Below are 24,513 nucleotides of genomic sequence, written 5' to 3' on the forward strand. Positions count from 1 at the left end.
TTAAACTTAACCCCGTCATTTTTCAAAACCTTGTTGTGTGACCGCCCTTGTTTTAAGTCCGTCATATCAGTTAATTCAAAAAGACAAAGTCATTTTCATAACCTTACCTTTTATATGCAATTTAAATTAGGTTTCTATTTGTTTAACTTTTTCAATTCTTCTAAAATAGCTTCGCCTACACCTTTTGCCGATTGTGGATTTTGTCCTGTAACCACTCGTTGATCAACGGTTACGTGTGGTTGCCAAAGTCCTGATTTCTCAAATTTTGCACCACGTTCAATCAGTTTACTTTCCAATAAAAAAGGAACAATATTTTCAAGTTTTACCGCTGTTTCTTCTTCATTGGTAAAAGCATTAATTTTCTTTCCGTCCACCAAATATTTTCCGTTATTTAATTTTACATTGACTAATCCTGCAGGACCGTGGCAAACTGCTCCAACTACACCTCCATTTTCATAAATTTTGGCTGTAATTTTTGCTAATTCTGTATTGTCTGCAAAATCCCACATGGTTCCGTGTCCGCCTGCAAAGAAAATTACGGAATAATCTTCTGTTTTTACTTCGCTTGGTTTTAGCGAATTGTCTATTTTGGCTTTATATTCCTTGTTTTCCCAAAATGCTTTGTTGGTCGGGTCTTCCAAATTAAATCCGTCAACTGGTGGTGTTCCTCCATTCGGACTTACAAAATCAATTTCGTAACCTGCTTTATGCAAAACTTCCCAAGGATGTGAAACTTCTCCCAAATAATAACCTGTCGGCTGTCCTGTATCGCCTTTTTTGTCGTGGCTCGTAACCGCAAATAAAATTTTCTTGTTCATATTTTCTGATTTTTTGTTTTGTACCTGTGAACAGTTTGATAGTGTAAAAACACATATTGCAGATAGAACTGCTGAAACGATTTTATTCTTCATCTTTTTAATTTTTTGATTAACGGGACAAAGTTCTTAAGATTACAGCTGTCGACACAGGAAGTAAATCACAATTTTGGTGTGATGTATGTCACACTACAAAGATGAAAGTCGGCTCAATGTTTCTCTTGAAACTCCGAGATAAGAGGCAATTAAAGTTTTGGGGACTCGTTGTAAAAGGCTAGGATATTGTACTAAAAATTGATCGTAACGCTCTTTTGCATTGCTGTTTAGTAAAGACAAAATCCTGCGTTGCAATGCGACATATCCTGCATTAGATTTTTTGCGGAAAAAATGTTCGATTTTATGCAGTTCGGCACAAATCTTATCACGGTTTTCCAAGGATAAGCAAAGCACTTCGGTGCCTTCCAAACAGCTTACGTTGAGCGTTGCTTTTGTTTGGTTGAAATAGGCTTGGTAGTCTGTAATCCACCAATCTTCCATAGCAAACTGCATAATGTGTTCTTTTCCGTCAATATCGCTGTGATATGCTTTTACCAATCCTTTGACTACCCAAAAATCATTGGTTACATAATTGCTTTCCTGAACTAAAAATTGGTGTTTCTTGAATTGTTTTGTAGTAAAATGAGAAAGAACAAAATCAAATTCGCTGTCCGTCAGCGAAACGATTTTTTCGATATGTTGTCTTAATTCTTTGTTCATTTTTCAAAATAACATTTTATTTGCGGACGGTTGTTGTAGGGTGTCACACAACACAAAAAGTATCGACGATAGTGACGGATTAGAAAGCTTAAACTTTCAATTTTGCACTAACCTAAACAACAGCCTTTTATTATTTTCTAAATTTATGAAAAAAAAGAAATATAAAAGGCTGTTGCGACAAAAAAAGGAGAAACTTTCATTTCTTCCTTATCCCGTCATTTCGCCAATACGATGCTATGTGTTGTTTATTTTGATAAGTCTTTGAATATATCAGAAACTCCTTTTAGTATAATTTGAGATGTGGTTAGAGTATTTTCTTTATCCTCTTTACTATTGTTAAACCTACCAAATATTTCTGAATCAAACATAGAAACAATTAATATTTCACTTGCTGGTATTATTATTCCAAGCTTTTCGTCAATTTCTTTTTTCTTATCATTCTCTAAGTAATATTTAATTACATCAGTATATTTTGTTGTAATATTGATTGTAAGTTTTTCTTTATCTTTATATCCACTAAAATTAGGAATTATTCTTATATATGACACTGCTAAAGGTTCTGAAATTTTATTTACATACCCAATATAAACTTTACTACTTTTAATTGTTATCATTAAAAGTTTATCTTCATCTCTTAGCTCTGTTAATGAAAACCAAAATAATCTGTCTAGTTGAGACCCAAATTTTCTAATGATATAATCAAAAGCAAATTTTCTTCTAAATATTAAATTTAGAATTTGAGCTATTGGAAATGAAATAAGTAGAATTAAGATAGAGTGCTTAAAACCGAATGTTAAATTTTGATTCTCAATAATTTGGTCTATATGTGTACTTTGATAAGTTCTACATTCTAATAATGGATTTTAGTATCCAAAAAAACTTTCAGATTTTAAAATATAAAAGTCGAAAAAAAACTAAAGAAAGATATTAATACAGTATAAAGTAATGAGTTGAAAATAAGTCTTTGCCTATCAACTCTTAAATAATAAAACTTAGTTAGATTGAATGTAAAAAAAATATATAGCCAGCAGTAGTGGTAATATAATTAAATCTAGGCGTGGCATTATTCTACATTAGCGAAATTTCTAGAATTAGCTTTTTTAAAATTAGATACTGATTTATCCAATTTTTCAATTAATTCTAAAGCTTCTTTATTATCATTAAATAAATCCTCACTTTTCATATAAAATGCACCAGAAGAAGTTACTCTAACTCTTTTAATTTTTGCCAATGCGATGTTAGCTGCTGGCTTAAATTAAACTAGATTTTTAGTTCTTATATTTTTTTTAATTATAAATTCCCCAAAACATAATAATTATTTCTGTGAAAAATGCAAAAACAAAAAGTAATGATATTCCATCAAAAAGAAAGCTAATCAATCTTCCAAAAGCTATACCTGCCGTGAAAATTATGCTGACGATTGTTGCAATCTTCCAATATTGAGTTTTTATAACACCTAGTATTAAAAACAATCCAAAAGCAATATACAAACTCATAATTGCCCTCAAAATGTTAAGCAATTCCAAACCTTCTACTTTTATTCCAAATAATTCAGGAAATAGTTTATTTGGTGCTATTCCGTAAGCTAAACCAACTATTATAACTATTAAGGATGAAATAATCAGTTAAAAATTTTTAAATTTCATATTTCTAATTTTCTTTGAAATTCGTTATCATTTTATGATTAAGGTTATGCTCTTTTTGCTTGCAACTAATGTGACGAAGCTTGGCGCATGTGCCGAAAAGATAAAGCCGAAACTTTACGATTAACCAAAACTAAGCAACGCCTTTTTGATTTTTAAATTTAATAATAAAAAAATGAAATAGGCGAGTGCGACATAGAAAGCCGAAACTTTCAATAATCACTTAACCCGCCATTGCGCCAAACCCTTGTTAGCGGTAGTTTTTATTTGACAATTGGAAATTCTATAGGTGAAAGTAACCACGAAATTCCGTCTTCCTTTTGTTTTACGTGCCAAATTACAATTCCATTAGCATCTTCATTATTTGTATAATCATTAAATATAAATGGTGGAACCCAAATTAACTGAATTTCTCCATCTCCATACCAACCTGCATTACTAAATAATTCAGATGCAAATTTTAAATATTCGTCAGCGTTTGACAAAAAGTCTGCTGGCTTAAATGTAAAATTCAAGTTATCAATATATTCGTGAATAAAAAGCTTAAAGTTTCTTAATTCATTTGGTTCATACTTTATTACGTCTTCCTTTTTTATCGAATATGCCATTTCATATATTTTTTACTAAATCCAAACTCTCATTTTAGAATTACACCAACCTGTGACAATATCAAGTATATCATCTGCACCGTCTTGAATAATATTGTTATTTTGATTATCTCGTTTCAGTTGTTCTAATATTTGTTTAGCAATTTCTTGCTTTCCACCAGTATTTTTAAAGATTAATAAAATATTTCGTATTTCTGTCTTAAAACAATTTCCATTACTCTGTCTAATAAATTTTTCAAGAGTTATTTTTAGCTCCTCGTTTGTCATTAACCTATTAGATTTTCTGTTTATTGATAATATTAAAAAATAGTAAAGATAAATGCTGCTTTCAGGTTCAATTAATCTTTTATCTTGTTTATTGAACCAGTCTTTGGACAAAATATAAAAATCTATTTCATTAAATTTATTTTGAATTTCAAAATATTTATCGACTAGTTTTGCAAATTCATTTTTATCATCACCCCAATCTGATTCATTCTCAAATTCAGCCAGAAATTTTGACGTTCCTTCTTTGTTCCTTTTTTTAAAATCTCTTGATTTGATTTTTTTAAAGTCAAAAGCTCGTTTTAAATATCCTTTATCAGGTTCCTCTTTTATGCAGTTTTTTAAGCTATGATAAATAAATTCATTTGAACGAATAAACGTATCTGTAATCTTGTTATTAAAAATATAAGCCATAAAGTTTAATTCAAACTCAGTAAAGCTTATTCCTTGGTAGTTTTCATTTATTTCTATATGATTTTTAAGTTCAAACATTGTCATTAAAATGGCATATAACGGTTTTGAGCTTGCCGAAGGTGAAGGAATCGAAGCACAAATGTTCAATTTAACACTTCAGCCCCACTTTTGGCAAACCCCTGTTATGTGTCGTTTTTTATTATTCTGCTATCAATTTCAGTTTTGATTTGTCCACTAATAGCGTCTTTTTTCTTTAAAAGTGTTAATACTAATTTTCGGTATTCTTCTTTATTTTTCACACCCGTTAATTCACAAACTTTTGATTGAGGAATTAAAGCGTTTTTTAAATTGAATAAGCGTAAAGTTGAATTATAATCATTATTAGCGATAACTGTTTCAAATTCTAACTTAATACTATCATAAATAATTTGTTTATCAATATTTGTATATAACCCGTCAATTTCAGCAATACTCTCTGATATGTTTTTAGAAGAAAAATTACTTAAGTTATAAAGTTCCCTTTTGAATACTTCTTTAAAATGCATAAGTATTTGCGTTTCGATTTGATTTGCAAAGAAATTTAAAATATTATTTTTAACTTCATTAAAAACTTCATCTGGATTTTTCCCCATATGTGTTGCCAATGATTTAACAATATTTTCTGAAAGCAGTAAATTCTCTGCTTCTGCAACATCTAAAATCCAAATATTTTTTTCATTAAGTTTTGTAACTTCTATTGATTGTCTTCTATCTCTGTCAATAATTCCATATGAGTTTATATGGTGAAAACCATTCTGTTCGTTAAATGATTTTACGGAATGGATAACTTTCTCACAACTACCTAATGGTTTTAAGGTGTAGTCTGAATACACTTGTTCATATATTTCATAATCAATACTACTATTGTCACCTTCTAAAAAAATTACAGGTTTTCTGCTTCCTAAAACTTCAAGATATAATTGTTCAGGAATTGGCATTTCTTCGTTTAATATTTCATAATCCCAAAGGTCTGTCGAAACATAAGATTTTGCCCAAATTTTAATTGCATTTTGCCTAGTAAAAGCAAAGTCAATGTCGTGTGTTAGATAAACAAATGAACAGTCTGGTCTTTCTATTTCAATTAAATCAAAAAGTGATTTAATTAACGATTTATGAATGTGCATTTCAGGTTCGTCAATAATAATAATTGAATTTTCAGGTGCACAAACGACTTCTCCTACTAAATAGAAAATAACTCTTTCTCCATCATTCATTTCAGAAGCATTATATTTATTCTGCTCTTCTCCTGTTGGATAGGTTTCAATGACACCTGCTCTTTTTATGAGCTTTCTATGTGGTAAAACTGCTTCCCATAGTTTTTGAACTCTATCAAGTTTTGTAGTTGGTTTCTCAGCTCTACCTTCTTTATAATTTAATGATTCTTCATATTCTTCAGTATGAAGTAATACCAACAATTTTTCATAGTCGTTTAATAGAAAAGTATTAAAATTTCCGCCCCACCTTTGATAGTGCTTCTGTTGAAGTTGTTGTGTTTCATTATAGCTTTCGCTGTAATAACCATAATAAAATTCTTTTTTCGCCCTTAATTTTGATTTTGGACTAACTTCATTCGGAAGTGTTAAAGATTTTTGAGCCGAAATTCTATGTGTTTTACCTAAATATAATTGTTCAATTTTAGAGCCAAATCTAGTCTTACCTGAACCATTTGCTCCGACAACAACAAGTTGGTCAAAGTCAATATTGGGTGTTGAATTTGGTGTTCCTTTTTTATTTGGTAATTGTATGTTCATAATTTTTATGGTGTCTCAATTAAATGATACATAACGGGCAGCAGCTTGGCGATAATACAGGCTTGAATTGACCGAAAGTTCAATTCAGACCGAAACTGAGCCAAAGCTGTGAGTCTTTTGGTAAATTTAATAAAAAAACAAAAGCAAACAGCTTTTGGCGGATGAATAGGCGAGAGGTTCAATTTTGCACTTAACCCCGCATTTCGCAAAGCCGATGTTATACGCAGTTAATAATTCACAGCATAATAACCCATAAAATCTGGAATTATTCCTTTTTCTAAAGCAAGTTTATATATTTCAGGTTTTACGAAGATTAATGAAGATACTTCATCATCAGGTGGAAGTTCAAAAAATAAATAATTTGAACCTTCGTTTTTTAAAATTTCGTTTATTGTTGTTTCAACAAAACTTTCACTTCCTTCACCAACTTCAAATTTTTCTACGTTTAGCTTAATGGGATATTCGTTGTCGTTTATTTTTATAATTATACCACCTTCGTTAATTTCAAATTCACTATTAGGAATAAACTGCATAACTGCATTTAGAACGTCAGTAAGTTGATCCTCTCCGCTGTAATCTGATTCATAAGCAAGTTGTGTAAGATAAGTTGCATAGTAAGGTGGAAATGTAGTGTTCGAAATTCGTTCAATAATTTCTTCCTTATTTACGTGTGGATTATCAAACCATTTTATTTCTTCAAGTAGTTTAATATAACGCTGAGCTCCTTTTTCAAAATTTTCTTTGTATTTATCCATATTTCATGTTTTGATAATTGCGTATAACGTTGGACGTATTGGCAAAGGCGGGGAAATCGAAGCGAGAAGTTTCGATTTTGTACCGAGGCTAGCCAAAACGAATTTATATGAGATAAATTTAATAAAAAAACGAATATAATTCGTTTTTGGCGGTGAAAGAAGAACAAACTTTGAATTTAGCACTTTAGCCCCGCTTTTGGCAATATCTTGTTACCTGCTGGCATTGTTTGTTATTTACCAAAAAGTTTGGCGAAAAAACTCTTTTTAGCTTGTTTTTCGATTCCCCAAAGTAGTTCGGATTCGTGACGTTTAGTTTTGTCAATATTTGGTCCAAATTTTCCACACGCAAAACCACTTTGAATTGGTTTGTTTCTTAAATCTGCAATAACAAAATTATCTGGAAGTGATAATGCAAAGTTTTTCAAAGTTGAATCGTTAGATTGTCTTGCGTTTTCAAGTTCCGTAAAACTGTTGTTTTTACTCCAAATATCCATTACAACTTTTTCGTGAATTATGTCAAGGTTGGACTTGTTTCCGTTTTTTCCAAATTCATTTACGTGATCAATAAATTGCGTTAGATTGTCAGAATGTTTAATAATTACAGTAGGGTCGTGGCATACATAAAATACATTTCCCCAATCTCCATTTTTACTTACGTCTAAAATCCAAAAGTTTCCAAATCCATCACCTGCAAGTTGTTCAGAATGAGGAAAAAACTCTTCAAATCCGAATTGTTCAATTCCGTCAAAAGTTATTTCTTCAACTCCGTAAAATTCAAAACCACGAGCGAATTTTAATAATTCTTTAATTTCTAAAGGAATATATTTTGAAGGAAACCTTTCGGCTAAGGTATTTATCTGTTCTTCAGTTAAACCTTCTAATAGTTGCACTTGATATTCCTCATTATCTTCTGAAATATACTTTTCGTTTAAGATTGATTTTAATTTTTCTAATGGAGTCATATTTTTCTTTCTAAGTTGCGTTTTTTCAGAAATGCTTGCAGGTAACGTTGGACGTATTGGCGAAGTTGCGAGAAAATATATATAACAGTTGCGTTTAGTTATGCTCGCAATTTTGCCAAGCCGATGTTAGCTGACGTTTTTTTCTTCATCAAGTTTTAATTCCATTATTGGTAAAAATCTGTCTTTTATAGAACTTTCAAATTGTCCGATTTTGAAAAACCCGAATTTATTGTAGAATTTTTCAGTGTTTGGCTCAGAGTCTAATGTAATCCTGTTTATTCCAATGTTTCTTACCTCGTTTAAAAAATGTTCCATCAATACTTTACCAAATCCTTTTCCTATATATTGGGGAAGAAGAAACAAGTTGTCGAGTTTGACACTTTTTTCGTCGGTTGTAAAGTAAGAATAATAACCGATTGGCTCATTTTCGACAATTAGCTTATACACTTGGTTCTCCTCAATATATTTTTTACTTACAATCAACAAATGTTCCCATTCTGTTAAAACTTCTTCCGAAAAACCCCAATAAGCTTTAGACTTTTTGGTTATTTGAGTTAGTATCTCATTGTCTGTTAATTCTGCTTTTTGAATTTTCATCTTTTTTTGTGGAATTATTTGCTCAAGATGATGTTCTAAATGTTCAATATAATCACAGATTAAAAATTCAATTGTTAAATCACTTCTGTCTTTTGTTTTGCATTTATTTTTCAGATTCTCAACGTTAATACTTTTAATAATGTGGACTAAATGTTTGTTGTAATTTGTCCAAAAGTCAATTAAATGTTGTTTGTCAATATTTTGGTAATTACTTTTTTCAACCCAGTTATTTTGGTCGTACCAAATAGTTGGAGAATTTTCAAATTGAGCTCGTAAAAATCTTTGATGATTATTTGTTGCACTATCAATTAAGTGTCCTAAAATTTCTTTTTTACTCCATTTTTCTGGACTTGATTTAAAACTAAAATTTAGTTCATTTATTTCAGTCAGTTTTGGAGGAATAATTTCAATTAGTTCTTCAAGTCTATCAATTACTTTATGTATCATTTCGGGTTCTAAAATGTCAGCTAACGTTGGACGTATTGGCGAAGTTGCGAGAAAATAAAGCTAAAACTTTACGATTAACCAAAACTAAGCAACGCCTTTTTGATTTTTAAATTTAATAATGAAAAATAAAAATAGGCGAGTGCGACAAAAAATAAAACCAACTTCGAGATTTGCCTTTATTCGCCATTGCGCCAAACTTGTGTTAGCCGTTCGTTTTTATTTTATTGATTATTTTTTCGTTCCATTTCAGGTCGTTTGGAGCAACGATTAAAACATTAAAATTATATTTTTCGCTTTCAATTTCGACACCTTTTGAATCATCAATATGTAGGTCAAAGTTAAAAGCTTTTGGATATTTTGAAGAATAAATTTTTAACGATTCAAGTTTCTTTTTATTTTCAGTTTGATTTACGATTCTATTAACTTTAATATTATAACACCAAAATGTTAAACGAATTTTGTTTTTACTCCTAAAGGAAGTCGTATAAATATTAACTTTATGATTTTCTTCTTGTAAAATTGAGATAAGTTGTTTTGTACCTTTTCTTAATTTTTCAACTTTAAAAAGTTTAGTTTTCCAATTCTCTTTTTCGGTTTCGAATTCATTTCCATTTGGAATTAAAGTACTATCTAAATCAAAACTTATATTCATTAATTTCTGTCTTTTAAAATGACGGCTAACGGGCCGCGTATTGGCGATAGTGGCGGATTAGAAAGCCTAAACTTTCAATCTAGCACTAAGCTAAGCAACAGCCTTTTATTATTTTCTAAATTTATGAAAAAAGGAAATATAAAATGCTGTTGCGACAAAAAAAGGAGAAATTTTCAATTTCTGCCTTATCCCGCCATTTCGCCAATACGATGTTATGCGTAGGTTTATTTAAAGAAACGCTTTATTTCGTAATATTTAATTAACCAAATTTCGTTATCGTCCTTATACCATAAATTTGTTACACCTCCTAATTCAGTAAACTTACCAAATTGTGGTTGATTACCTGTTTCATATTGAATTTCTCGGGCTCCAATAGTTTCTAGATACTTAATCAATTCTTCGTTTTCTACTTCGATCAGATCTTTGTTTAGTTCTTCTTCTGTTAGAAAAGATTCTATTATCTGAATTTCTTGTTTAATTTTTTCTAAACTCATATTTTTAATTTATTGTGGTTTATTTGGACTTAAATACATTAAATAATGTAATCTTAAATGACACTTTTCGTTGTATATTTTTTCATCTTTAACTATCCATTTATAAATATTTGGATATAAAAACTCTAATATGTTAAATGCTGAAAGCCAAAATGCTGAACCGAAATCTTGAAATATAATAGTTTTAGAATTTTTATTACTTTTTGAAAGTAAAAATTCTCCAGCCTCTATAAATTCTAATATTTCGTATTTTTTATAAATATTAATAAGTGATTTTTTAGACTTTTTACTTTTATGAGCTACATAATTCCTTATGATATAAAATTCATCAATTTTATTTTTAGCTTCATTATTAATTTTTAAAAAAGGATTGTATTCATCTACAAGAACTTTTTTCGATATGGTTTTTAAGTTTGAAGCATTTTTCAAATCAAAGTAATTTAAACCATTCAAATATGCAAAACATTCGTCAGTAGATATTTTTTTTGGTAATTCTAAGTTTAAAGTTTCTGACAATTTTGTTGTATCATTTTTCAATGTTTCACTTATCATTTTTTCAATATACCATTCCCAATCACAAATTGATTTTATAGTAAAAGCTTCGATAATTTCTGATATTTCATATCTAGTATATAATTTATCTTGTAACATTATTACCTTTGAAAATAAGAATTCGGCTTGTGAATGAATCCTGGCAATGTACATTATTGTATATTGATATCCTATTTCAGAAAATTCTTTAATGGATCTCAATTCTTTAATTTCTTCCTCAGTGATTTCCATACTCTTTGTGAAAAATTACACATAACGTTGGACGTATTGGCGAAGTTGCGAGAAAATATAGATAACAGTTGCGTTTAGTTATGCTCGCAATTTTGCCAATACGATGTTGTACGAAGTTTTTACTTGAACAGTTTTGGACTCCTTTCCATATAAAATAAGTTTAAATTATTGCGCTAAATCCCCGATTTGCGAACGTCATTTAAACTTATGTTTGGTAAATATAAGAATCTTGTTGTTTTAAATTAATGAAAAACAGTCAATTACTTGACTTTGTCATTTTTTTTCATTAACTTGTCTAAGCTTTTTAGCGTTTCGCTTTGAAAACGAGTTTTCAGCAAAATCTTTTGCAAAGCTTAGCAGGCAAAATAATCCTTATTTTTTGCCTTTAAAACAACTCCTTCTTATTAAAATTACCAAACTTTTATTCGGAAAGTACGTCCTAAAATTGCGTACAACGGGCCGCGGCTTGGCGATAGTGCGGGCTTGGATTGAGCGAAAGTTCAATTCAGACCGAAACTGAGCCAAAGCTGTGAGCCTTTTGGTAAATTTAATAAAAAAACAAAAGCAAACAGCTTTTGGCGGGAAATTAGGCGAGAAGTTCAATTTTGCTCTTAACCCCGCATTTCGTCAAGCCGATGTTGTACGACGTTTTTATTTTTTAATTATTATATTCTGTGGCAATTTATCTCGCTTTAAAAATCCACAAATTTTATTATCCGGAGTTAATTGATTGTAATCTAACTTTATATAAGGTCTCGCTCCATCATTTGGATTGAACTTTTCTGATAAGTATGATTTCTCTTCATCACTCAATTCCCTGGCTGTACCATCTATATCAATGAAAATGTATTCAAATTTTTCTTGATTTATTTTTGCCATTTCTGGCGTTTTATTATACTTTATTTCGATAAATGAATCATAAGTTCTTGGGTCAGTTTGTATTTTAATAGTTCCCCAATCAAAATTTGTTTTTCTTGTTGTAATTAATGAATTTAAAAGCTTTCGATATTCATTTTCACAAAACTCAATATAATTGATAATATAATCTTTATAATCTATATTATTAGGTTTATAAATTTCTTTTAAATATTCAATTTCAATATAAATATTAACAGATTTTAATTTTCTATTTTTGTAGTAATAAATAATTTCAATTGGAATATTGATATTTGTTTTAGCTTTTTGTAATAATGACTTATATTCAATATTATTTATTTTATGTGTAGAGTTAAATTCAAAAGCATTTGTAAGGTTATCCTTTGTAAAAACTATATTGCCGTATTCAGTGTTTATTGATGAGATTGTCTTCATAAAATGTCGTACAACGTTGGACGTATTGGCGAAGTTGCGAGAAAATATAGATAACAGTTGCGTTTAGTTATGCTCGCAATTTTGCCAATACGATGTTGTACGAAGTTTTTACTTGAACAGTTTTGGACTCCTTTCCATATAAAATAAGTTTAAATTATTGCGCTAAATCCCCGATTTGCGAACGTCATTTAAACTTATGTTTGGTAAATATAAGAATCTTGTTGTTTTAAATTAATGAAAAACAGTCAATTACTTGACTTTGTCATTTTTTTTCATTAACTTGTCTAAGCTTTTTAGCGTTTCGCTTTGAAAACGAGTTTTCAGCAAAATCTTTTGCAAAGCTTAGCAGGCAAAATAATCCTTATTTTTTGCCTTTAAAACAACTCCTTCTTATTAAAATTACCAAACTTTTATTCGGAAAGTACGTCCTAAAATTGCGTACAACGCGCCGCAGCTTTGCGAAGTGCGGGAATTTCACAAAACAAAGTTTGAAGAAATTCCAAAACACGAGCAAAACATTTTGGCTTTTGTAAATTTAATATTTTTTACAAAACGAAATGTATTTGCGACTTAAAAAGCCAAAACTTAAAAAAAAGCCTTTACACCGCATTTTGCAAAACTGATGTTACATGTAGTAAAAGTACATAAAAATTGATTTCTATTTGAACGTCAAGAACTTCCGAAAAGTTTCAAAACGAATTTCATTTTTTTCTGATTTAACGATTCAATTTCAAAACTAAAATTTTTCAATCTGAGTTATTTCATTGCGTTTACAGTTTTCGATTTGATTTCTTTTTCAGTTTTCGATTTAATTTGTTTCAATTTCTTTTTAAAACATTTTAATTCGTCAACTTAAAAACAAGATTTTTCGTAATGTTTTTCTTAAAAATAGAATTTTTCAAAGTTCAGTTTTCACGATATTTTGCTTCAATAATTTCAGAATATTCAGAAAAAAATTGAAGCACTAAATTTCACTTTAATTACATGTAACATTTATATACACGCAATATATAAAAAATAATTTATTTGTTAAAATTTTTTGCGGGTTTAATAAAAATAAGCGATTAACGTAAATTTAATCATTGCGTATTTTGTATTGTTGAAGAAATATAAGCGAAGTTATTTTTAAAAAGAATTAAAAAAACGAAACTTATTTAGTTTCGTTTTCTTTTATTTCTTCGTTTTGTTTCTGTTGATTTTCTTTTTTTGTTCTCGCTTCAATTCTTCGTTGAATGAATTTTTGAGGATCAAACTCGTTATCGGTTTCCACGTCTTTATAAGCTGCAACAATATGTTTTACTAAGCGATGACGAACAATATCTTTATCATCTAAATATAAAACACCAATTCCGTCTACATCAGATAAAATCTCTAAAGCTTCTTTTAAACCTGAATTTACTTTTTTAGGTAAATCTACTTGACCTGGATCACCGGTAATTATAAACTTAGCATTTTTTCCCATACGTGTCAAAAACATTTTCATCTGAGAATGTGTGGTATTTTGTGCTTCATCCAAAATCACAAAAGCATTATCTAAAGTTCGTCCTCGCATAAAAGCTAATGGCGCAATTTGAATAATTCCTTTGGTAATGTAATCTTCTAAAGTTTGCGCGGGTAACATATCGCGTAATGCATCATACAATGGTTGCATGTACGGATCTAATTTTTCTTTCATATCACCAGGTAAGAATCCTAAATTTTCTCCAGCTTCAACAGCAGGTCGAGTTAAAATGATTCTTTTTACTTGCTTTTCTTTTAACGCACGAACTGCTAAAGCTACTCCGGTGTAGGTTTTTCCTGTTCCAGCAGGTCCAATCGCAAAAACCATATCATTCTTGTTTACATAATCAACCAATTTTTGTTGATTTACACTCATTGCTTTGATTAATTTCCCGGCAACTCCATGAACCAAAATTTGGTCGCTTTTGTGCATATGCTGTTGCGGTAAATCATCCATAATCAATCGTTCGATGATGTTTTCGTTTAAGGTGTTATATTTCTGAAAATATTTGGTAATACGTTCAAAACGAACTTCAAAGACATCTAAAAGTTCTTCGTCACCAAAGGCTTTAACGGTTGTATCTCGAGCTACGATTTTTAACTTTGGATATAGTTTTTTAATAATTCCTAAATGGATATCTTGAGGTCCCCAAAAATCTTTTGGAGTAATATGTTCTAATTCTATGATTCTTTCGTTCAAAAGCTATTAGTTTTAATTAAAAAAAATTAGTTTTGTAATACTCAAATCTAACAAAAAAAATTAATAAACACTAATACATCATATTTAATTAATGTCAATAATAACACTTACTACTGATTTTGGAATTAAAGATCATTTCGTTGCTGTTGCCAAAGGAAAACTTTTGTCTTTGATGCCTAATTGTCAGATTATTGATGTTTCACATAACGTAGATTTTTATAATATAACCAACGCAAGTTATATTATAAATGGTGTTTGTGATGCTTTTCCAAAAGATACCATTCATATTGTTTGTGTTGATGCAGAACTTTATGAAGTTGACAGCTTTGTTGCTCTTCATTGGAACGAACAATACTTTTTAGCTCCTAATAATGGTATTTTAGGAGTTTTAACAGAACAATATCCAGCCGATTTGATTGTTGAATTAGAAGTTAATGCAAATGCAAAATGTGCGATGGATGTTTTTGTACAAACAGCATCGAAAATTTCTAATGGCGATAAACTTGAGAATCTAGGAAATGTTGTTGCCGAATGTGTGACTTTCGTTGATGTTAAACCAATTGTTTCGAATGATGAAAATTCGATTCGAGGAACAATTGTTTATGAAGATCATTACGGAAATGCGGTAATCAATGTATCTAAACGTATGTTTAACGACATCGGAAAAGGACGAAATTTTAGAATGTCAATTGGAAGTCGTTATAAAATCAGTCGTATTAATAATTATTATTCCGATTTTAATTTAGAGGTCAAATCGCTTAAAGATTATGAAGGTGATGCTTTATTAATTTTTAACGAATTGGATTTCTTACAATTATCCTTATATAAATCAAATCCGGTTAAAACCGGAAGTGTAAAATCGCTTTTAGGTTTAACTTATCGCGATTCGGTAACCATTGAATTTGAAACAAAAGAACAAGAATAAATTATGTTTATACGTATTGTAAAATTAAGTTTTCACGAAGAAAAAATTCCCGAATTTTTAGAACATTTTGAAACGGTTAAAAATCAGATTCGAAATTTTCCAGGAAATAATTTTTTAGAAATGTATCGTGATAAAGACAATCCTTGTATTATATTTACATATAGTATTTGGAATGATGTGGCTGATTTAGAAAATTACCGTCATTCCGATTTGTTTAAAGAAGTTTGGGCATATACCAAACAACATTTTAACGCTAAGCCAGAAGCTTGGAGTGTTGATAAAATAGCATCTTTACCTTAATTTATTTATGAAAGCAATATTACTTCGTGAATTTAAATCGTTTTTCGGATCAATAACCGGTTATTTGGTAATCGGATTTTTCTTGTTATTAAACGGATTATTTCTGTTTGTTTTAGACGGACCTTACAACATTCTTCAAAGTGGTTATAACGATTTGACTCCGTTTTTTAAATTGGTGCCTTGGATTTTGTTATTCTTAATTCCGGCAGTAACAATGAAAAGCTTTTCGGATGAAAAAAAACAAGGAACCATCGAATTGCTTTTTACAAAACCTATTTCGATGCGAAATATTGTTTTAGGAAAATTTTTCGGCGCTTTTTGCTTGATTGTAATTGCTTTAATTCCAACCTTACTTTATATTTTTATTTTAAATCCGTACGGAAATCCTGCCAATAATATGGATTTAGGAAGTACAATCGGAGCTTACATCGGATTGTTGTTTTTGGTAGGAAGTTATGCTTCTATCGGAATTTTTACATCAACGCTTTCAGATAATCAAATTGTAGCATTTATCATTGCTATTGTTTTATGTTATGTTGCTTATTTTGGTTTTGATGAAATTACTTCTTTACTAAAAATACAAAATTCTTTTGTAGAAAAAATCGGTATGAATTACCATTTCAAAAGTATAAGTAGAGGAGTGGTTGATACCAGAGATTTGGTTTATTTTGTTTCTGTAATTGTGTTTTTTATTAGTGCAACGGTGTTTAATCTTAAAACGATGAAGAAATAATGACAGGAAAAGTAAAAAAATCCGTACTAAGTTTATTAGGAACTTTAGTTGCTTTATTAGCAATAAACTTTGCTAGTTCGTTTGTTTTTTCACGTTTTGACTTAACACACGATAATAGATATACATTGTCAGAACCTGCTTTGAATATCATTTCAGAAGTTCAAGAACCTATTGAAATAGAAGTTTATTTAGAAGGAAATTTTCCGTTAGAATTTCGTCGTTTACAAACCGAAACAAAACAAATCTTAGAGGAATTTTCTGCATACAATAATAACGTAATTTATAAGTTTGTTAATCCGATTATTTCTGAAGAAAATGCGCTTCAAGTAATTGAACAAATGTATAAAGAAGGTTACAAACCAATTAACGTAACTGTTAACGATAAAGGAAAACAATCGCAAGAAGTTGTTTTTCCGTGGGCAAAAGTTACTTTTCAAGGTAGAACAGCTCGTATTCCGTTGTTGAAAAACGCAATGGGAGCTTCAACCGAAGAAAAAGTGAATACTTCTGTTCAACATTTAGAGTATGCTTTTGTTGATGGTATTAATAAAGTAATTCACGAGAAATCAAAAAAAATCGCCATCATCAAAGGTATTGGTGAAGTAAATGATATTTACATGGCTGATTTTTTAATGAGTTTAAGAGATAGCTATTTTATTGCACCATTTACTTTAGATAGCGTAGCAATGAATCCACAAAAAGCATTAGCTCAATTAAGTGAATATGATTTAGCTATTATAGCAAAACCATCAAAACCTTTTTCTGAGGATAAAATTCAGGTTTTAGATCAGTATGTGATGAACGGTGGAAAATCGTTATGGATGTTAGATCAAGTTCAAGCAGAAATGGATAGTTTGAGCATGAACGGTTCAATGTTGGCTTATCCTAAGGATCAAAGTTTGGGTGAAATGCTTTTTAAATACGGTATTCGTTTAAATCCGAATTTAGTTAAGGATGAAATGGGAACTCCGATTAAATTAGCTACTGGTCAACAAGGAAGCGAAACCGTTTATGAAGAATTTACGTGGAAGTTTGCACCATTTGCAATGAGTACTTCCAATCATCCAATTGTTAAGAACATCGATGGTGTTAAATTTGATTTTGCAAACAGTATTGATACGTTGAAGAACGACATAAAGAAAACAATTTTATTACAATCTTCGCCTTATTCTAAAACAGTTGGTGTTCCGTCAGAAATTTCGTTAAATGTAATTGCAGAAGAAGTAACACCAGAAACATATAAAGACCACGGAAATATTGCTTTAGCGGTTCTTCTAGAAGGTAATTTTACTTCGGTATTTAATAACCGTGTACTTCCATTTGAAGATAAAAATTTTAAAAATAAAGGTGTTACCAATAAAATGGTTGTTATTGCGGATGGCGATGTTGCTAGAAATCAGTTAGACCAGAATTATGAACCTATGGAATTGGGTTACGATAAATGGACAAATAATTTATTTGGTAATAAAGAGTTTTTAATGAATTCGGTAAATTATCTTTTAGATGATAACGGACTTATCAACATTCGAACTAAAGATGTGAAATTACCGCTTTTAAATAAAGAAGAAGTTTATAAAGATTATGATAAAATTAGAACGTTAATTGTTGGATTACCAATAGTTTTACTAATAATCTTTGGTTTTATATTTACCTATCTTCGAAAAAAGAAATACACAAAATAGTGTTGATAAAATAACTTTTTTTATTGACATTAATAAAATATATTTGTAGAAATAATTGTCAGAAAAGGCAAATTAAAAAATGATTCACATGAAATTCATCGTATCGAGCTCGTATTTATTGAAACAATTACAAGTTTTAGGAAGTGTTATTAATAGTAGTAATACGCTGCATATACTTGACAATTTTTTATTTGAACTTGATAACAATCAATTAAAAGTTTCTTCTTCAGATTTAGAAACAACGATGTCTGCTACTTTAGAAATTGAATCTACAAGTCAAGGTAGCATTGCAGTTCCAGCTCGTTTATTATTAGAAACTTTAAAAACGTTCCCAGAACAACCGTTAACTTTTACTGTAAAAGATAATAGTACAATCGAAATTAGTTCAGACTTAGGAAAATATGTTTTAGCGTATGCTCCAGGTGAAGAATTTCCAAAAGCAGAATTATTAGAAGACCCTTCTACAACGTTAATTCCTGCTGAGATTTTAGCTACTGCAATTAGCAAAACCATTTTTGCTGCTGGTAATGATGATTTACGTCCGGTTATGTCTGGAGTTTATTTTCAATTTGCACCAACTGGAGTCATTTTTGTAGCAACAGATGCGCACAAATTAGTTAAATATTCTCGTACAGATATTACTTCTTCTACAGAAGCTAATTTCATTATGCCTAAAAAGCCATTAAATATTTTAAAAAGTATTTTAATGACTTCAGATGCTGAAGTTAAAATCGAATATAACGATTCTAATGCGATGTTCTCGTTTGATAATTATACATTAGTTTGTCGCTTAATCGACGGAAAATATCCAAATTACGAAGCGGTTATCCCTAAAGAAAATCCAAATAAATTAATCATCGCTAGAACTCAGTTTTTGAGTTCAGTACGTCGTGTTGCAATTTATGCTAATAAAACAACACATCAAATTCGTTTAAAAATTGCAGGAACAGAATTAAACATTTCTGCAGAAGATATCGATTACTCAAACAAGGCAGATGAGCGTTTAACTTGTGATTATCAAGGAGACGATATGCAAATTGGTTTCAATTCACGTTTCTTAACAGAAATGTTAAACAACTTACAATCTGACGAAATTTTGTTAGAAATGTCTTTACCTAATCGTGCTGGAATTTTGACTCCGGTTGACGGTTTAGACGAAGGTGAAACAGTTACAATGCTTGTAATGCCAGTTATGTTAAATAACTAAATTTATAATATTTTAAAAAAAATGTTTCGAATTTTAATTCGAAACATTTTTTTTATGTTTCAATCTGAAATAGTAATACACAAAAAAAGTTGTTATGAAAGAATCAAATAATTATATAAAACGTAGTCAACGAAATTACACCTTAAGTTTTTAAATCAGGGTAGATACTTTATTAAAGTCACTATAAAACAAATTCTAGATTTTGAATCTAAAGTAAAACATCTAGAGAAGAAGAATGTACAGTTTGAACATCAGAATCACATGTTAATTTAAAAGTAAATACATCAAGATGAAATTTAAAATTTAGAATCTATAGAACAAAAAACAGTAGCAACATTTAAGCGCTACTGTCTAAATTTTTAATTTTTAAAATTATCGAAAACTATATATGTACTTTTAAGTTCTAGTCATTTTTAAACAAAATATCCCAGAAGGATTCCTAAAATAATAGCAATTAATTTTGCTAAATTAAACTTATGTCCTTCACTACTTTCAAAAATAATAGTCGAAGAAATATGGAATAAAATTCCGACTACAATAGCTGATATTTCGGTATAATAATTGGATAAGAAACTCAATTGTTCTGATGCAAATGTTCCTAACGGTGTCATAATCGAGAAGAACATCATAAATAAGAAAATACTTTTCTTGTTTAATTGTGCTTGCATGAAAAATGAGGTCAAAATCATAGCAATAGGTAAGTGGTGAATCGCAATTCCTAAGGCTAAATTATTTTGTTTACTTAACGGCATACCTTCTAAAAGCGCATGTAAGCTTAAACTGATAAAAAGCGCCCAAGGTATTTTTGACATTTTCTCATGAATGTGCACATGACCATGTTCTGCGCCTCTAGAAAAATATTCCAAAACAATCTGAAATACAATTCCAATCATAATAAACAATCCGATAATTTTTAAAGAACCGTGATTGTGATTGTGGTTATGACCAGCGTGATCATCAACTTCAGCTATTTGATGCGAATCATGATTATGATCTGCTTCAACATGATTGTGACCTTCGTGTGCATGATCATGATCGTGATGTTTATGGTTATTTTGCTGCTGCGTTACTAATTCGGTTTTAATTTCCTTTTCTATTTCATGATAATAAACTTCAGGAAGAAGATGCGAAACAGTTATTGTTAACAAAAAAGCACCACTAAAAGCTAAAAGTAATTTTAGGTTTTGTTTGTTTTTAGGTTGAAAAAAAATAGCTATTAAATAACCTAAAATAATTGATACAAAAGGTAAAATATAAATCAGCATTGTTTTTATTTAAATATCATTATTAAACGATCTGATTCTTGATTGTGAAATTTCTGAAGTTTATAATTTCCGAAAATATCTAATAAATAAATATCAGCTTTTTCCATCATCGTTTCAAAATCTTCTAAAGTTAAAGCACGAACGCGTTCTGTGAAATCAAATGATTCTCCTTTGTCTTCAAATTTAATGTTCTTGTAAATGAATCCGTTTTCGTATTTTCTTGTAATGTGAAAATCGATTCCTTCAACAGTTTTGATTTCAGTCGGAACTAAGTTTTTAATTACTTTTTCAGCATTCATGAAATCCATAACTGCTAAACCATATTCTGTCAAACTTGCTTGAATTGCTTTTAATGTAGTAACATTATCTTCTTCTTCCGGAAAATAACCAAAACTTGTAAATAAGTTTAAAATGGTATCAAATTTTTCATCGAAAGGTTTACGCATATCATGAACCTCAAATTTCAATGTATCGTTTTCAAATTGTTTGGCATAAGCGATACTATTTTCAGACAAATCTGCACCAATCACATTGTGACCAAGTTTGTTTAAATAAATCGAATGTCGGCCGCGACCGCAGGCTAAATCTAAAACCTTTGCATCTTCGGGTAAATTTAAATATTGGTTTAAATTATCGATGAATAATTGAGCTTCATCGTAATCTCTATCTTTATATAAAATGTGGTAGTAAGGCGTATCAAACCACGAGGCGTACCAAGTCTTTGTTTCTTTTTGCATTAGGGCGTTTTATTTTTTTATAACATACAAAAATAAGTTATTTTTGTAGATATATAGAATTTAAATTTATGATTCCTGACGGAAGGGAATATCAAGTATGGAAAATTTTAAAATGGTGGCAAAAACTTTCTTCGGTTTTGAAGAGGTTTTAGCAAAAGAATTAAATCAATTAGGTGCTCAACAAGTAGAACAAGGTGTTCGAATGGTGAGTTTTTATGGCGATAAAGGTTTTATGTACAAAGCAAACTTAGCTTTGCGTACAGCTTTAAAAGTTTTAAAACCTATTGCTACTTTCAAAGTTTACAACGATCAAAGTTTATATAAAGGTGTTCAAAGTATTGATTGGTCTAAAGTTTTTAGAGTTAATCAAACGTTTGTTGTTGATGTAACACTAAATTCGGATCATTTTAATCATTCGTTATTTGTGGCTTTAAAAACCAAAGATGCAATTGTAGATCAGTTTAGAGATAATATTGGAAAACGTCCAGATATCGATAAAGATTATCCAGATGTTCGCATAAATATCCACATTCAAAATGATGTTTGTACAGTTTCTTTAGATACATCAGGCGCTTCATTACATCACCGTGGATATCGTACAGCAACTAACTTAGCTCCAATTAATGAAGTTTTAGCAGCTGGTATTTTATTGATGTCTGGTTGGGATGGAAATTCACACTTTTTAGACCCGATGTGTGGTTCTGGAACTTTTTTGGCAGAAGCTGCAATGATTGCTTGTAACATCCCAGCAAACATAAATCGTAGAGAATTTGCTTTTGAAAAATGGAATGATTGGGATAATGATTTATTTGAAAAAATTGAAACGTCGTTATTAAACAAAACGCGCGAATTTCATTATACCATAAAAGGTTATGACAAAGCACCTTCGGCAGTTATGAAAGCAAAATCAAACATCAAGAATGCAAATTTGGATGATTATATTCAAATTGAAGAAGCTAATTTTTTTGATACTGAAAAGGAGACCGAAGGTCCGTTACACATGGTTTTCAACCCGCCTTATGGTGAACGTTTAGATATTGATTTAGAACGTTTTTACCGCGAGATTGGTGATACATTAAAGCAAAGTTATCCAGGAACCAATTCTTGGTTTATAACAGGAAACATTGAAGCTTTAAAATTTGTTGGATTAAAACCTTCAAGAAAAATTAAATTGTTTAATGGAAAATTAGAATCACGTTTGGTAAAATACGAAATGTATGCTGGTAGTAAACGTACTAAATTTCAAAATAATCAAGAATAATGAGTAAAAAAACGAAAGTATTTATAGCACAATTTTTTTGTTTCGCAATTTTATTTATCATTGTAAGATTGGGAGTTGAATTTTTTACTGACTTAACTTCAATTTGGGGTTCATTGGCTGGAGCTGTGGTTGCAACAATCTTAGCGCCACAATTTAAAGTTTTTGATACACAACAAGGTCAAAAGGTTTATGTACGCTGGATTTTTATAAAAGGCGTTAAAGAATTAAATTGGTAAAACAAAAAAACTGAAAGTGATGAGCTTTCAGTTTTTTTATATAATCCAAACTTTTAGCATATAAATAAATTGCAAAACAATCAAGAAAATACAAAATGCGTTAAGAAATAAATGTTCTTTTTTAGGATTAAAACCGATTAAAATAAAAAATTGCAATCCCATCAATAAGCTGATAAAAATATACCCATAATCTTTAGTATGGATTCCTTTTACAAAAACATTTCCTTTGTCATAATAATAAGCACTTCTGAAATAAACTACGTCATCTCCAAAAAATTCTTTCCCTAAATAAACAGTTTTATCATTAAAATTATCAACCGAATTTGGCGATATAAATTCGGCATGTGCAGTTTTTACTTTCCAAGACGAAAGTATCGGATTTGTTCCTAACTGCGTTTGACTTATAAATTCACTTTTAATTTCTGTTCTTGGAATTTTATAAAAAACAATTGTTAATATTATAAATAGAATGCTTGAAATTATTGAGTATTTTTTCATAAATTGGAAATCAATATTCAATATTACAAATTAGATTTCTTAAATGAAAGATTATTATTCTATTTTACAAATTTCTCGTTCTGCAAATACAATTGAAATAAAAGCAGCTTACCGAAATCTTTCAAAAAAATACCATCCCGATGTAAATCCCGCACAAAATGCTACTTTTCTTTTTATTGAAATTAAAGAAGCTTATGAAGTTTTGATTGACGATTCAAGACGTTTTCATTACAATCAGCTACTTGATTTTGCAAAGCAGCAACAAAAAAAAGAAATTAATATTGTTCCGACAATTGCTGTATTTTATTGCGACAATTCAGAATTTACAATTGGTGATGTCGTGACTTTTACTTGGGAAGTTTTTGATGCTGATGTGGTTGAATTACGTCCGTTTGGCAAAGTTGAAAAAGCGGGAAGTAAAAAAATACGAATTACTGAAGTTAGTACTAATTTATTAGTTGAATTGTTCTGTTTTAATTTAGTTTCTAAAAATTATGTCTTTAGTCAAATTGTTTTAAAAAAGAGAGAAATTCCGACACAAACTTTTTACGAAACGGTTTCTTTTGATTCAAACAGTGAAATTGATGAATCAAATTCAAGTACACCAAATCAAAATAAAAAAATCAACATTTTTAATTTCAAAATAAATAGACCAGACGGATTAGAAATTTTCATTTGGCTTTTTGCTTGTGTCAATCTCGTTATTTATTTTTCATATCCCTATTTTTTTATCAAAGAAACAGAACTTCAAGCCATTCGAGCATTTTCTAATTCCGATTATGGTTGGACAGATTATTTTATTGAATTTGATGATTTTAAACTTGAGGTTCCGCAATATATGGCAGAAAACTTACAAGCTATGAATCATAGAATTGTTATTTTTGGGACAAGTACTGCAAACAATGAATTGGCTTATTATCGAATTCAAACAGATGAAGCTTCTTTAAAAGAAAATGTTTCTTATTATAATAATGTTGGAAATTTTGCGGTTATATATATTTTTATTTTAATGGTTCAGTTTTACCTAACATTCATAAGAGAAAAAAAATCAAATGACAATTTTGGCTTTGTTTTAGGTTTCTTTTTTGTGTTTAGTTTAGCAATGAGTTATGTTTTATATAGTAATTTGTTTTAGTTATTTTTGAATTTTATCGAGTTGATTTAGTTTAATTTTATAA

Annotated in this window: 27 protein-coding genes; 8 read left to right on the forward strand and 19 right to left on the reverse strand. The window is 29.6% G+C overall.

The annotated features are described in order from the left end of the window. Positions 1 to 134: 134 nt before the first annotated feature. The 16 genes from HW119_RS12600 to HW119_RS12675 all read right to left on the reverse strand — a co-directional run bounded on the left by HW119_RS12600 (position 135) and on the right by HW119_RS12675 (position 14,491). Positions 135 to 911, reverse strand: a complete 777-nt coding sequence (locus HW119_RS12600; RefSeq protein ID WP_255497878.1) for a type 1 glutamine amidotransferase domain-containing protein — start codon at positions 909 to 911, stop codon at positions 135 to 137. Between the two features lie 93 nt (positions 912 to 1,004). Then, on the reverse strand, positions 1,005 to 1,571 hold the full coding sequence (locus HW119_RS12605; protein ID WP_177764914.1) for a Crp/Fnr family transcriptional regulator: 567 nt from the start codon (positions 1,569 to 1,571) through the stop codon (positions 1,005 to 1,007). Positions 1,572 to 1,816: 245 nt separating this feature from the next. Then, positions 1,817 to 2,185 carry a hypothetical protein gene (locus HW119_RS12610; RefSeq protein WP_177764916.1) on the reverse strand — a complete coding sequence of 123 codons (369 nt, stop codon included), beginning with the start codon at positions 2,183 to 2,185 and terminating at the stop codon, positions 1,817 to 1,819. Positions 2,186 to 2,634: 449 nt separating this feature from the next. Further along, entirely contained in the window at positions 2,635 to 2,802 is a 168-nt protein-coding gene (locus HW119_RS12615; RefSeq protein WP_177764919.1) for a hypothetical protein, read from the reverse strand. Positions 2,803 to 2,857: 55 nt separating this feature from the next. After that, positions 2,858 to 3,196, reverse strand: a complete 339-nt coding sequence (locus HW119_RS16945; RefSeq protein WP_177766664.1) for a DUF4345 domain-containing protein — start codon at positions 3,194 to 3,196, stop codon at positions 2,858 to 2,860. 281 nt (positions 3,197 to 3,477) lie between these two features. Further along, on the reverse strand, positions 3,478 to 3,822 hold the full coding sequence (locus HW119_RS12625; RefSeq protein WP_177764921.1) for a hypothetical protein: 345 nt from the start codon (positions 3,820 to 3,822) through the stop codon (positions 3,478 to 3,480). A gap of 15 nt (positions 3,823 to 3,837) precedes the next feature. Continuing rightward, complete coding sequence (locus HW119_RS12630) at positions 3,838 to 4,578, reverse strand: hypothetical protein (protein ID WP_218620359.1); 741 nt, start codon at positions 4,576 to 4,578, stop codon at positions 3,838 to 3,840. Positions 4,579 to 4,682: 104 nt separating this feature from the next. Continuing rightward, positions 4,683 to 6,290: a DUF4435 domain-containing protein gene (locus HW119_RS12635; RefSeq protein ID WP_177764925.1), complete on the reverse strand. Its 1,608-nt coding sequence runs from the start codon at positions 6,288 to 6,290 to the stop codon at positions 4,683 to 4,685. Between the two features lie 227 nt (positions 6,291 to 6,517). After that, the gene (locus tag HW119_RS12640) at positions 6,518 to 7,045 is read right to left on the reverse strand and encodes a hypothetical protein (protein WP_177764927.1); all 528 of its coding nucleotides are present in this window, start codon (positions 7,043 to 7,045) and stop codon (positions 6,518 to 6,520) included. Positions 7,046 to 7,275: 230 nt separating this feature from the next. Further along, positions 7,276 to 8,007 carry an SMI1/KNR4 family protein gene (locus HW119_RS12645; RefSeq protein WP_177764929.1) on the reverse strand — a complete coding sequence of 244 codons (732 nt, stop codon included), beginning with the start codon at positions 8,005 to 8,007 and terminating at the stop codon, positions 7,276 to 7,278. 126 nt (positions 8,008 to 8,133) lie between these two features. Next, on the reverse strand, positions 8,134 to 9,051 hold the full coding sequence (locus HW119_RS12650; protein ID WP_177764931.1) for a GNAT family N-acetyltransferase: 918 nt from the start codon (positions 9,049 to 9,051) through the stop codon (positions 8,134 to 8,136). A gap of 202 nt (positions 9,052 to 9,253) precedes the next feature. Further along, the gene (locus tag HW119_RS12655; RefSeq protein WP_177764933.1) at positions 9,254 to 9,703 is read right to left on the reverse strand and encodes an HAD family hydrolase; all 450 of its coding nucleotides are present in this window, start codon (positions 9,701 to 9,703) and stop codon (positions 9,254 to 9,256) included. A 224-nt stretch (positions 9,704 to 9,927) separates the two neighbouring features. Then, complete coding sequence (locus HW119_RS12660; RefSeq protein ID WP_177764935.1) at positions 9,928 to 10,197, reverse strand: hypothetical protein; 270 nt, start codon at positions 10,195 to 10,197, stop codon at positions 9,928 to 9,930. Positions 10,198 to 10,206: 9 nt separating this feature from the next. Next, the gene (locus HW119_RS12665; protein ID WP_177764937.1) at positions 10,207 to 10,980 is read right to left on the reverse strand and encodes a hypothetical protein; all 774 of its coding nucleotides are present in this window, start codon (positions 10,978 to 10,980) and stop codon (positions 10,207 to 10,209) included. 651 nt (positions 10,981 to 11,631) lie between these two features. After that, on the reverse strand, positions 11,632 to 12,291 hold the full coding sequence (locus tag HW119_RS12670) for a hypothetical protein (RefSeq protein ID WP_177764938.1): 660 nt from the start codon (positions 12,289 to 12,291) through the stop codon (positions 11,632 to 11,634). A gap of 1,150 nt (positions 12,292 to 13,441) precedes the next feature. Then, positions 13,442 to 14,491 (reverse strand): PhoH family protein, encoded by a 1,050-nt coding sequence (locus HW119_RS12675; RefSeq protein WP_177764940.1) that lies wholly within the window; start codon positions 14,489 to 14,491, stop codon positions 13,442 to 13,444. A 91-nt stretch (positions 14,492 to 14,582) separates the two neighbouring features. Between HW119_RS12675 and HW119_RS12680 the strand changes: the two genes are divergently transcribed. From HW119_RS12680 to dnaN, 5 genes are all read left to right on the forward strand, one after another. Then, complete coding sequence (locus HW119_RS12680; RefSeq protein ID WP_177764942.1) at positions 14,583 to 15,416, forward strand: S-adenosyl-l-methionine hydroxide adenosyltransferase family protein; 834 nt, start codon at positions 14,583 to 14,585, stop codon at positions 15,414 to 15,416. A gap of 3 nt (positions 15,417 to 15,419) precedes the next feature. Beyond that, positions 15,420 to 15,716 carry a putative quinol monooxygenase gene (locus tag HW119_RS12685; RefSeq protein ID WP_177764944.1) on the forward strand — a complete coding sequence of 99 codons (297 nt, stop codon included), beginning with the start codon at positions 15,420 to 15,422 and terminating at the stop codon, positions 15,714 to 15,716. A 7-nt stretch (positions 15,717 to 15,723) separates the two neighbouring features. Beyond that, a complete protein-coding gene (gene gldF / locus HW119_RS12690; RefSeq protein WP_177764946.1) occupies positions 15,724 to 16,449 on the forward strand; it encodes a gliding motility-associated ABC transporter permease subunit GldF in 726 nt (241 codons plus the stop codon). Then, positions 16,449 to 18,131 (forward strand): gliding motility-associated ABC transporter substrate-binding protein GldG, encoded by a 1,683-nt coding sequence (gldG, locus tag HW119_RS12695; RefSeq protein ID WP_177764948.1) that lies wholly within the window; start codon positions 16,449 to 16,451, stop codon positions 18,129 to 18,131. The genes gldF and gldG overlap by 1 nt, the downstream gene beginning before the upstream one ends. 88 nt (positions 18,132 to 18,219) lie before the next feature. Then, positions 18,220 to 19,338 (forward strand): DNA polymerase III subunit beta, encoded by a 1,119-nt coding sequence (dnaN, locus tag HW119_RS12700; protein WP_177764950.1) that lies wholly within the window; start codon positions 18,220 to 18,222, stop codon positions 19,336 to 19,338. Positions 19,339 to 19,751: 413 nt separating this feature from the next. Here dnaN and HW119_RS12705 read toward each other — a convergent pair whose 3' ends face one another. Together HW119_RS12705 and HW119_RS12710 are read right to left on the reverse strand one after the other, a co-directional pair. Then, positions 19,752 to 20,600, reverse strand: coding sequence for a ZIP family metal transporter (locus HW119_RS12705; RefSeq protein WP_255498079.1), 849 nt, complete (start codon positions 20,598 to 20,600; stop codon positions 19,752 to 19,754). Between the two features lie 8 nt (positions 20,601 to 20,608). Beyond that, a complete protein-coding gene (locus HW119_RS12710; RefSeq protein WP_177764955.1) occupies positions 20,609 to 21,340 on the reverse strand; it encodes an SAM-dependent methyltransferase in 732 nt (243 codons plus the stop codon). Positions 21,341 to 21,437: 97 nt separating this feature from the next. On the opposite strand from HW119_RS12710, the gene HW119_RS12715 reads away from it, so the two are divergent. Continuing rightward, complete coding sequence (locus tag HW119_RS12715) at positions 21,438 to 22,601, forward strand: class I SAM-dependent RNA methyltransferase (RefSeq protein ID WP_255497882.1); 1,164 nt, start codon at positions 21,438 to 21,440, stop codon at positions 22,599 to 22,601. Next, the gene (locus HW119_RS12720) at positions 22,601 to 22,837 is read left to right on the forward strand and encodes a hypothetical protein (protein ID WP_177764957.1); all 237 of its coding nucleotides are present in this window, start codon (positions 22,601 to 22,603) and stop codon (positions 22,835 to 22,837) included. Before HW119_RS12715 ends, HW119_RS12720 begins: the two co-directional genes overlap by 1 nt. Before the next feature lie 36 nt (positions 22,838 to 22,873). Here the strand turns inward: HW119_RS12720 and HW119_RS12725 are convergent, their stop codons facing one another. Next, positions 22,874 to 23,335: a hypothetical protein gene (locus tag HW119_RS12725; protein ID WP_177764959.1), complete on the reverse strand. Its 462-nt coding sequence runs from the start codon at positions 23,333 to 23,335 to the stop codon at positions 22,874 to 22,876. A gap of 43 nt (positions 23,336 to 23,378) precedes the next feature. Here HW119_RS12725 and HW119_RS12730 point away from each other — a divergent pair, with 43 nt between their 5' ends. Then, positions 23,379 to 24,470 (forward strand): DnaJ domain-containing protein, encoded by a 1,092-nt coding sequence (locus HW119_RS12730; protein WP_177764961.1) that lies wholly within the window; start codon positions 23,379 to 23,381, stop codon positions 24,468 to 24,470. Positions 24,471 to 24,513: the final 43 nt, after the last annotated feature.

The sequence above is a fragment of the Flavobacterium sp. I3-2 genome (genome assembly GCF_013389595.1).
GTDB lineage: Bacteria > Bacteroidota > Bacteroidia > Flavobacteriales > Flavobacteriaceae > Flavobacterium.

Bases quoted from the DNA above. Each gene is read 5' to 3' on its own strand.
- HW119_RS12600 (WP_255497878.1), bottom strand. From the start codon at position 911: ATGAAGAATAAAATCGTTTCAGCAGTTCTATCTGCAATATGTGTTTTT.
- HW119_RS12605 (WP_177764914.1), bottom strand. From the start codon at position 1,571: ATGAACAAAGAATTAAGACAACATATCGAAAAAATCGTTTCGCTGACG.
- HW119_RS12610 (WP_177764916.1), bottom strand. From the start codon at position 2,185: ATGATAACAATTAAAAGTAGTAAAGTTTATATTGGGTATGTAAATAAA.
- HW119_RS12625 (WP_177764921.1), bottom strand. From the start codon at position 3,822: ATGGCATATTCGATAAAAAAGGAAGACGTAATAAAGTATGAACCAAAT.
- HW119_RS12630 (WP_218620359.1), bottom strand. From the start codon at position 4,578: ATGTTTGAACTTAAAAATCATATAGAAATAAATGAAAACTACCAAGGA.
- HW119_RS12635 (WP_177764925.1), bottom strand. From the start codon at position 6,290: ATGAACATACAATTACCAAATAAAAAAGGAACACCAAATTCAACACCC.
- HW119_RS12640 (WP_177764927.1), bottom strand. From the start codon at position 7,045: ATGGATAAATACAAAGAAAATTTTGAAAAAGGAGCTCAGCGTTATATT.
- HW119_RS12645 (WP_177764929.1), bottom strand. From the start codon at position 8,007: ATGACTCCATTAGAAAAATTAAAATCAATCTTAAACGAAAAGTATATT.
- HW119_RS12650 (WP_177764931.1), bottom strand. From the start codon at position 9,051: ATGATACATAAAGTAATTGATAGACTTGAAGAACTAATTGAAATTATT.
- HW119_RS12655 (WP_177764933.1), bottom strand. From the start codon at position 9,703: ATGAATATAAGTTTTGATTTAGATAGTACTTTAATTCCAAATGGAAAT.
- HW119_RS12660 (WP_177764935.1), bottom strand. From the start codon at position 10,197: ATGAGTTTAGAAAAAATTAAACAAGAAATTCAGATAATAGAATCTTTT.
- HW119_RS12665 (WP_177764937.1), bottom strand. From the start codon at position 10,980: ATGGAAATCACTGAGGAAGAAATTAAAGAATTGAGATCCATTAAAGAA.
- HW119_RS12670 (WP_177764938.1), bottom strand. From the start codon at position 12,291: ATGAAGACAATCTCATCAATAAACACTGAATACGGCAATATAGTTTTT.
- HW119_RS12680 (WP_177764942.1), top strand. From the start codon at position 14,583: ATGTCAATAATAACACTTACTACTGATTTTGGAATTAAAGATCATTTC.
- HW119_RS12685 (WP_177764944.1), top strand. From the start codon at position 15,420: ATGTTTATACGTATTGTAAAATTAAGTTTTCACGAAGAAAAAATTCCC.
- gldF (WP_177764946.1), top strand. From the start codon at position 15,724: ATGAAAGCAATATTACTTCGTGAATTTAAATCGTTTTTCGGATCAATA.
- gldG (WP_177764948.1), top strand. From the start codon at position 16,449: ATGACAGGAAAAGTAAAAAAATCCGTACTAAGTTTATTAGGAACTTTA.
- dnaN (WP_177764950.1), top strand. From the start codon at position 18,220: ATGAAATTCATCGTATCGAGCTCGTATTTATTGAAACAATTACAAGTT.
- HW119_RS12710 (WP_177764955.1), bottom strand. From the start codon at position 21,340: ATGCAAAAAGAAACAAAGACTTGGTACGCCTCGTGGTTTGATACGCCT.
- HW119_RS12715 (WP_255497882.1), top strand. From the start codon at position 21,438: ATGGAAAATTTTAAAATGGTGGCAAAAACTTTCTTCGGTTTTGAAGAG.
- HW119_RS12720 (WP_177764957.1), top strand. From the start codon at position 22,601: ATGAGTAAAAAAACGAAAGTATTTATAGCACAATTTTTTTGTTTCGCA.
- HW119_RS12725 (WP_177764959.1), bottom strand. From the start codon at position 23,335: ATGAAAAAATACTCAATAATTTCAAGCATTCTATTTATAATATTAACA.
- HW119_RS12730 (WP_177764961.1), top strand. From the start codon at position 23,379: ATGAAAGATTATTATTCTATTTTACAAATTTCTCGTTCTGCAAATACA.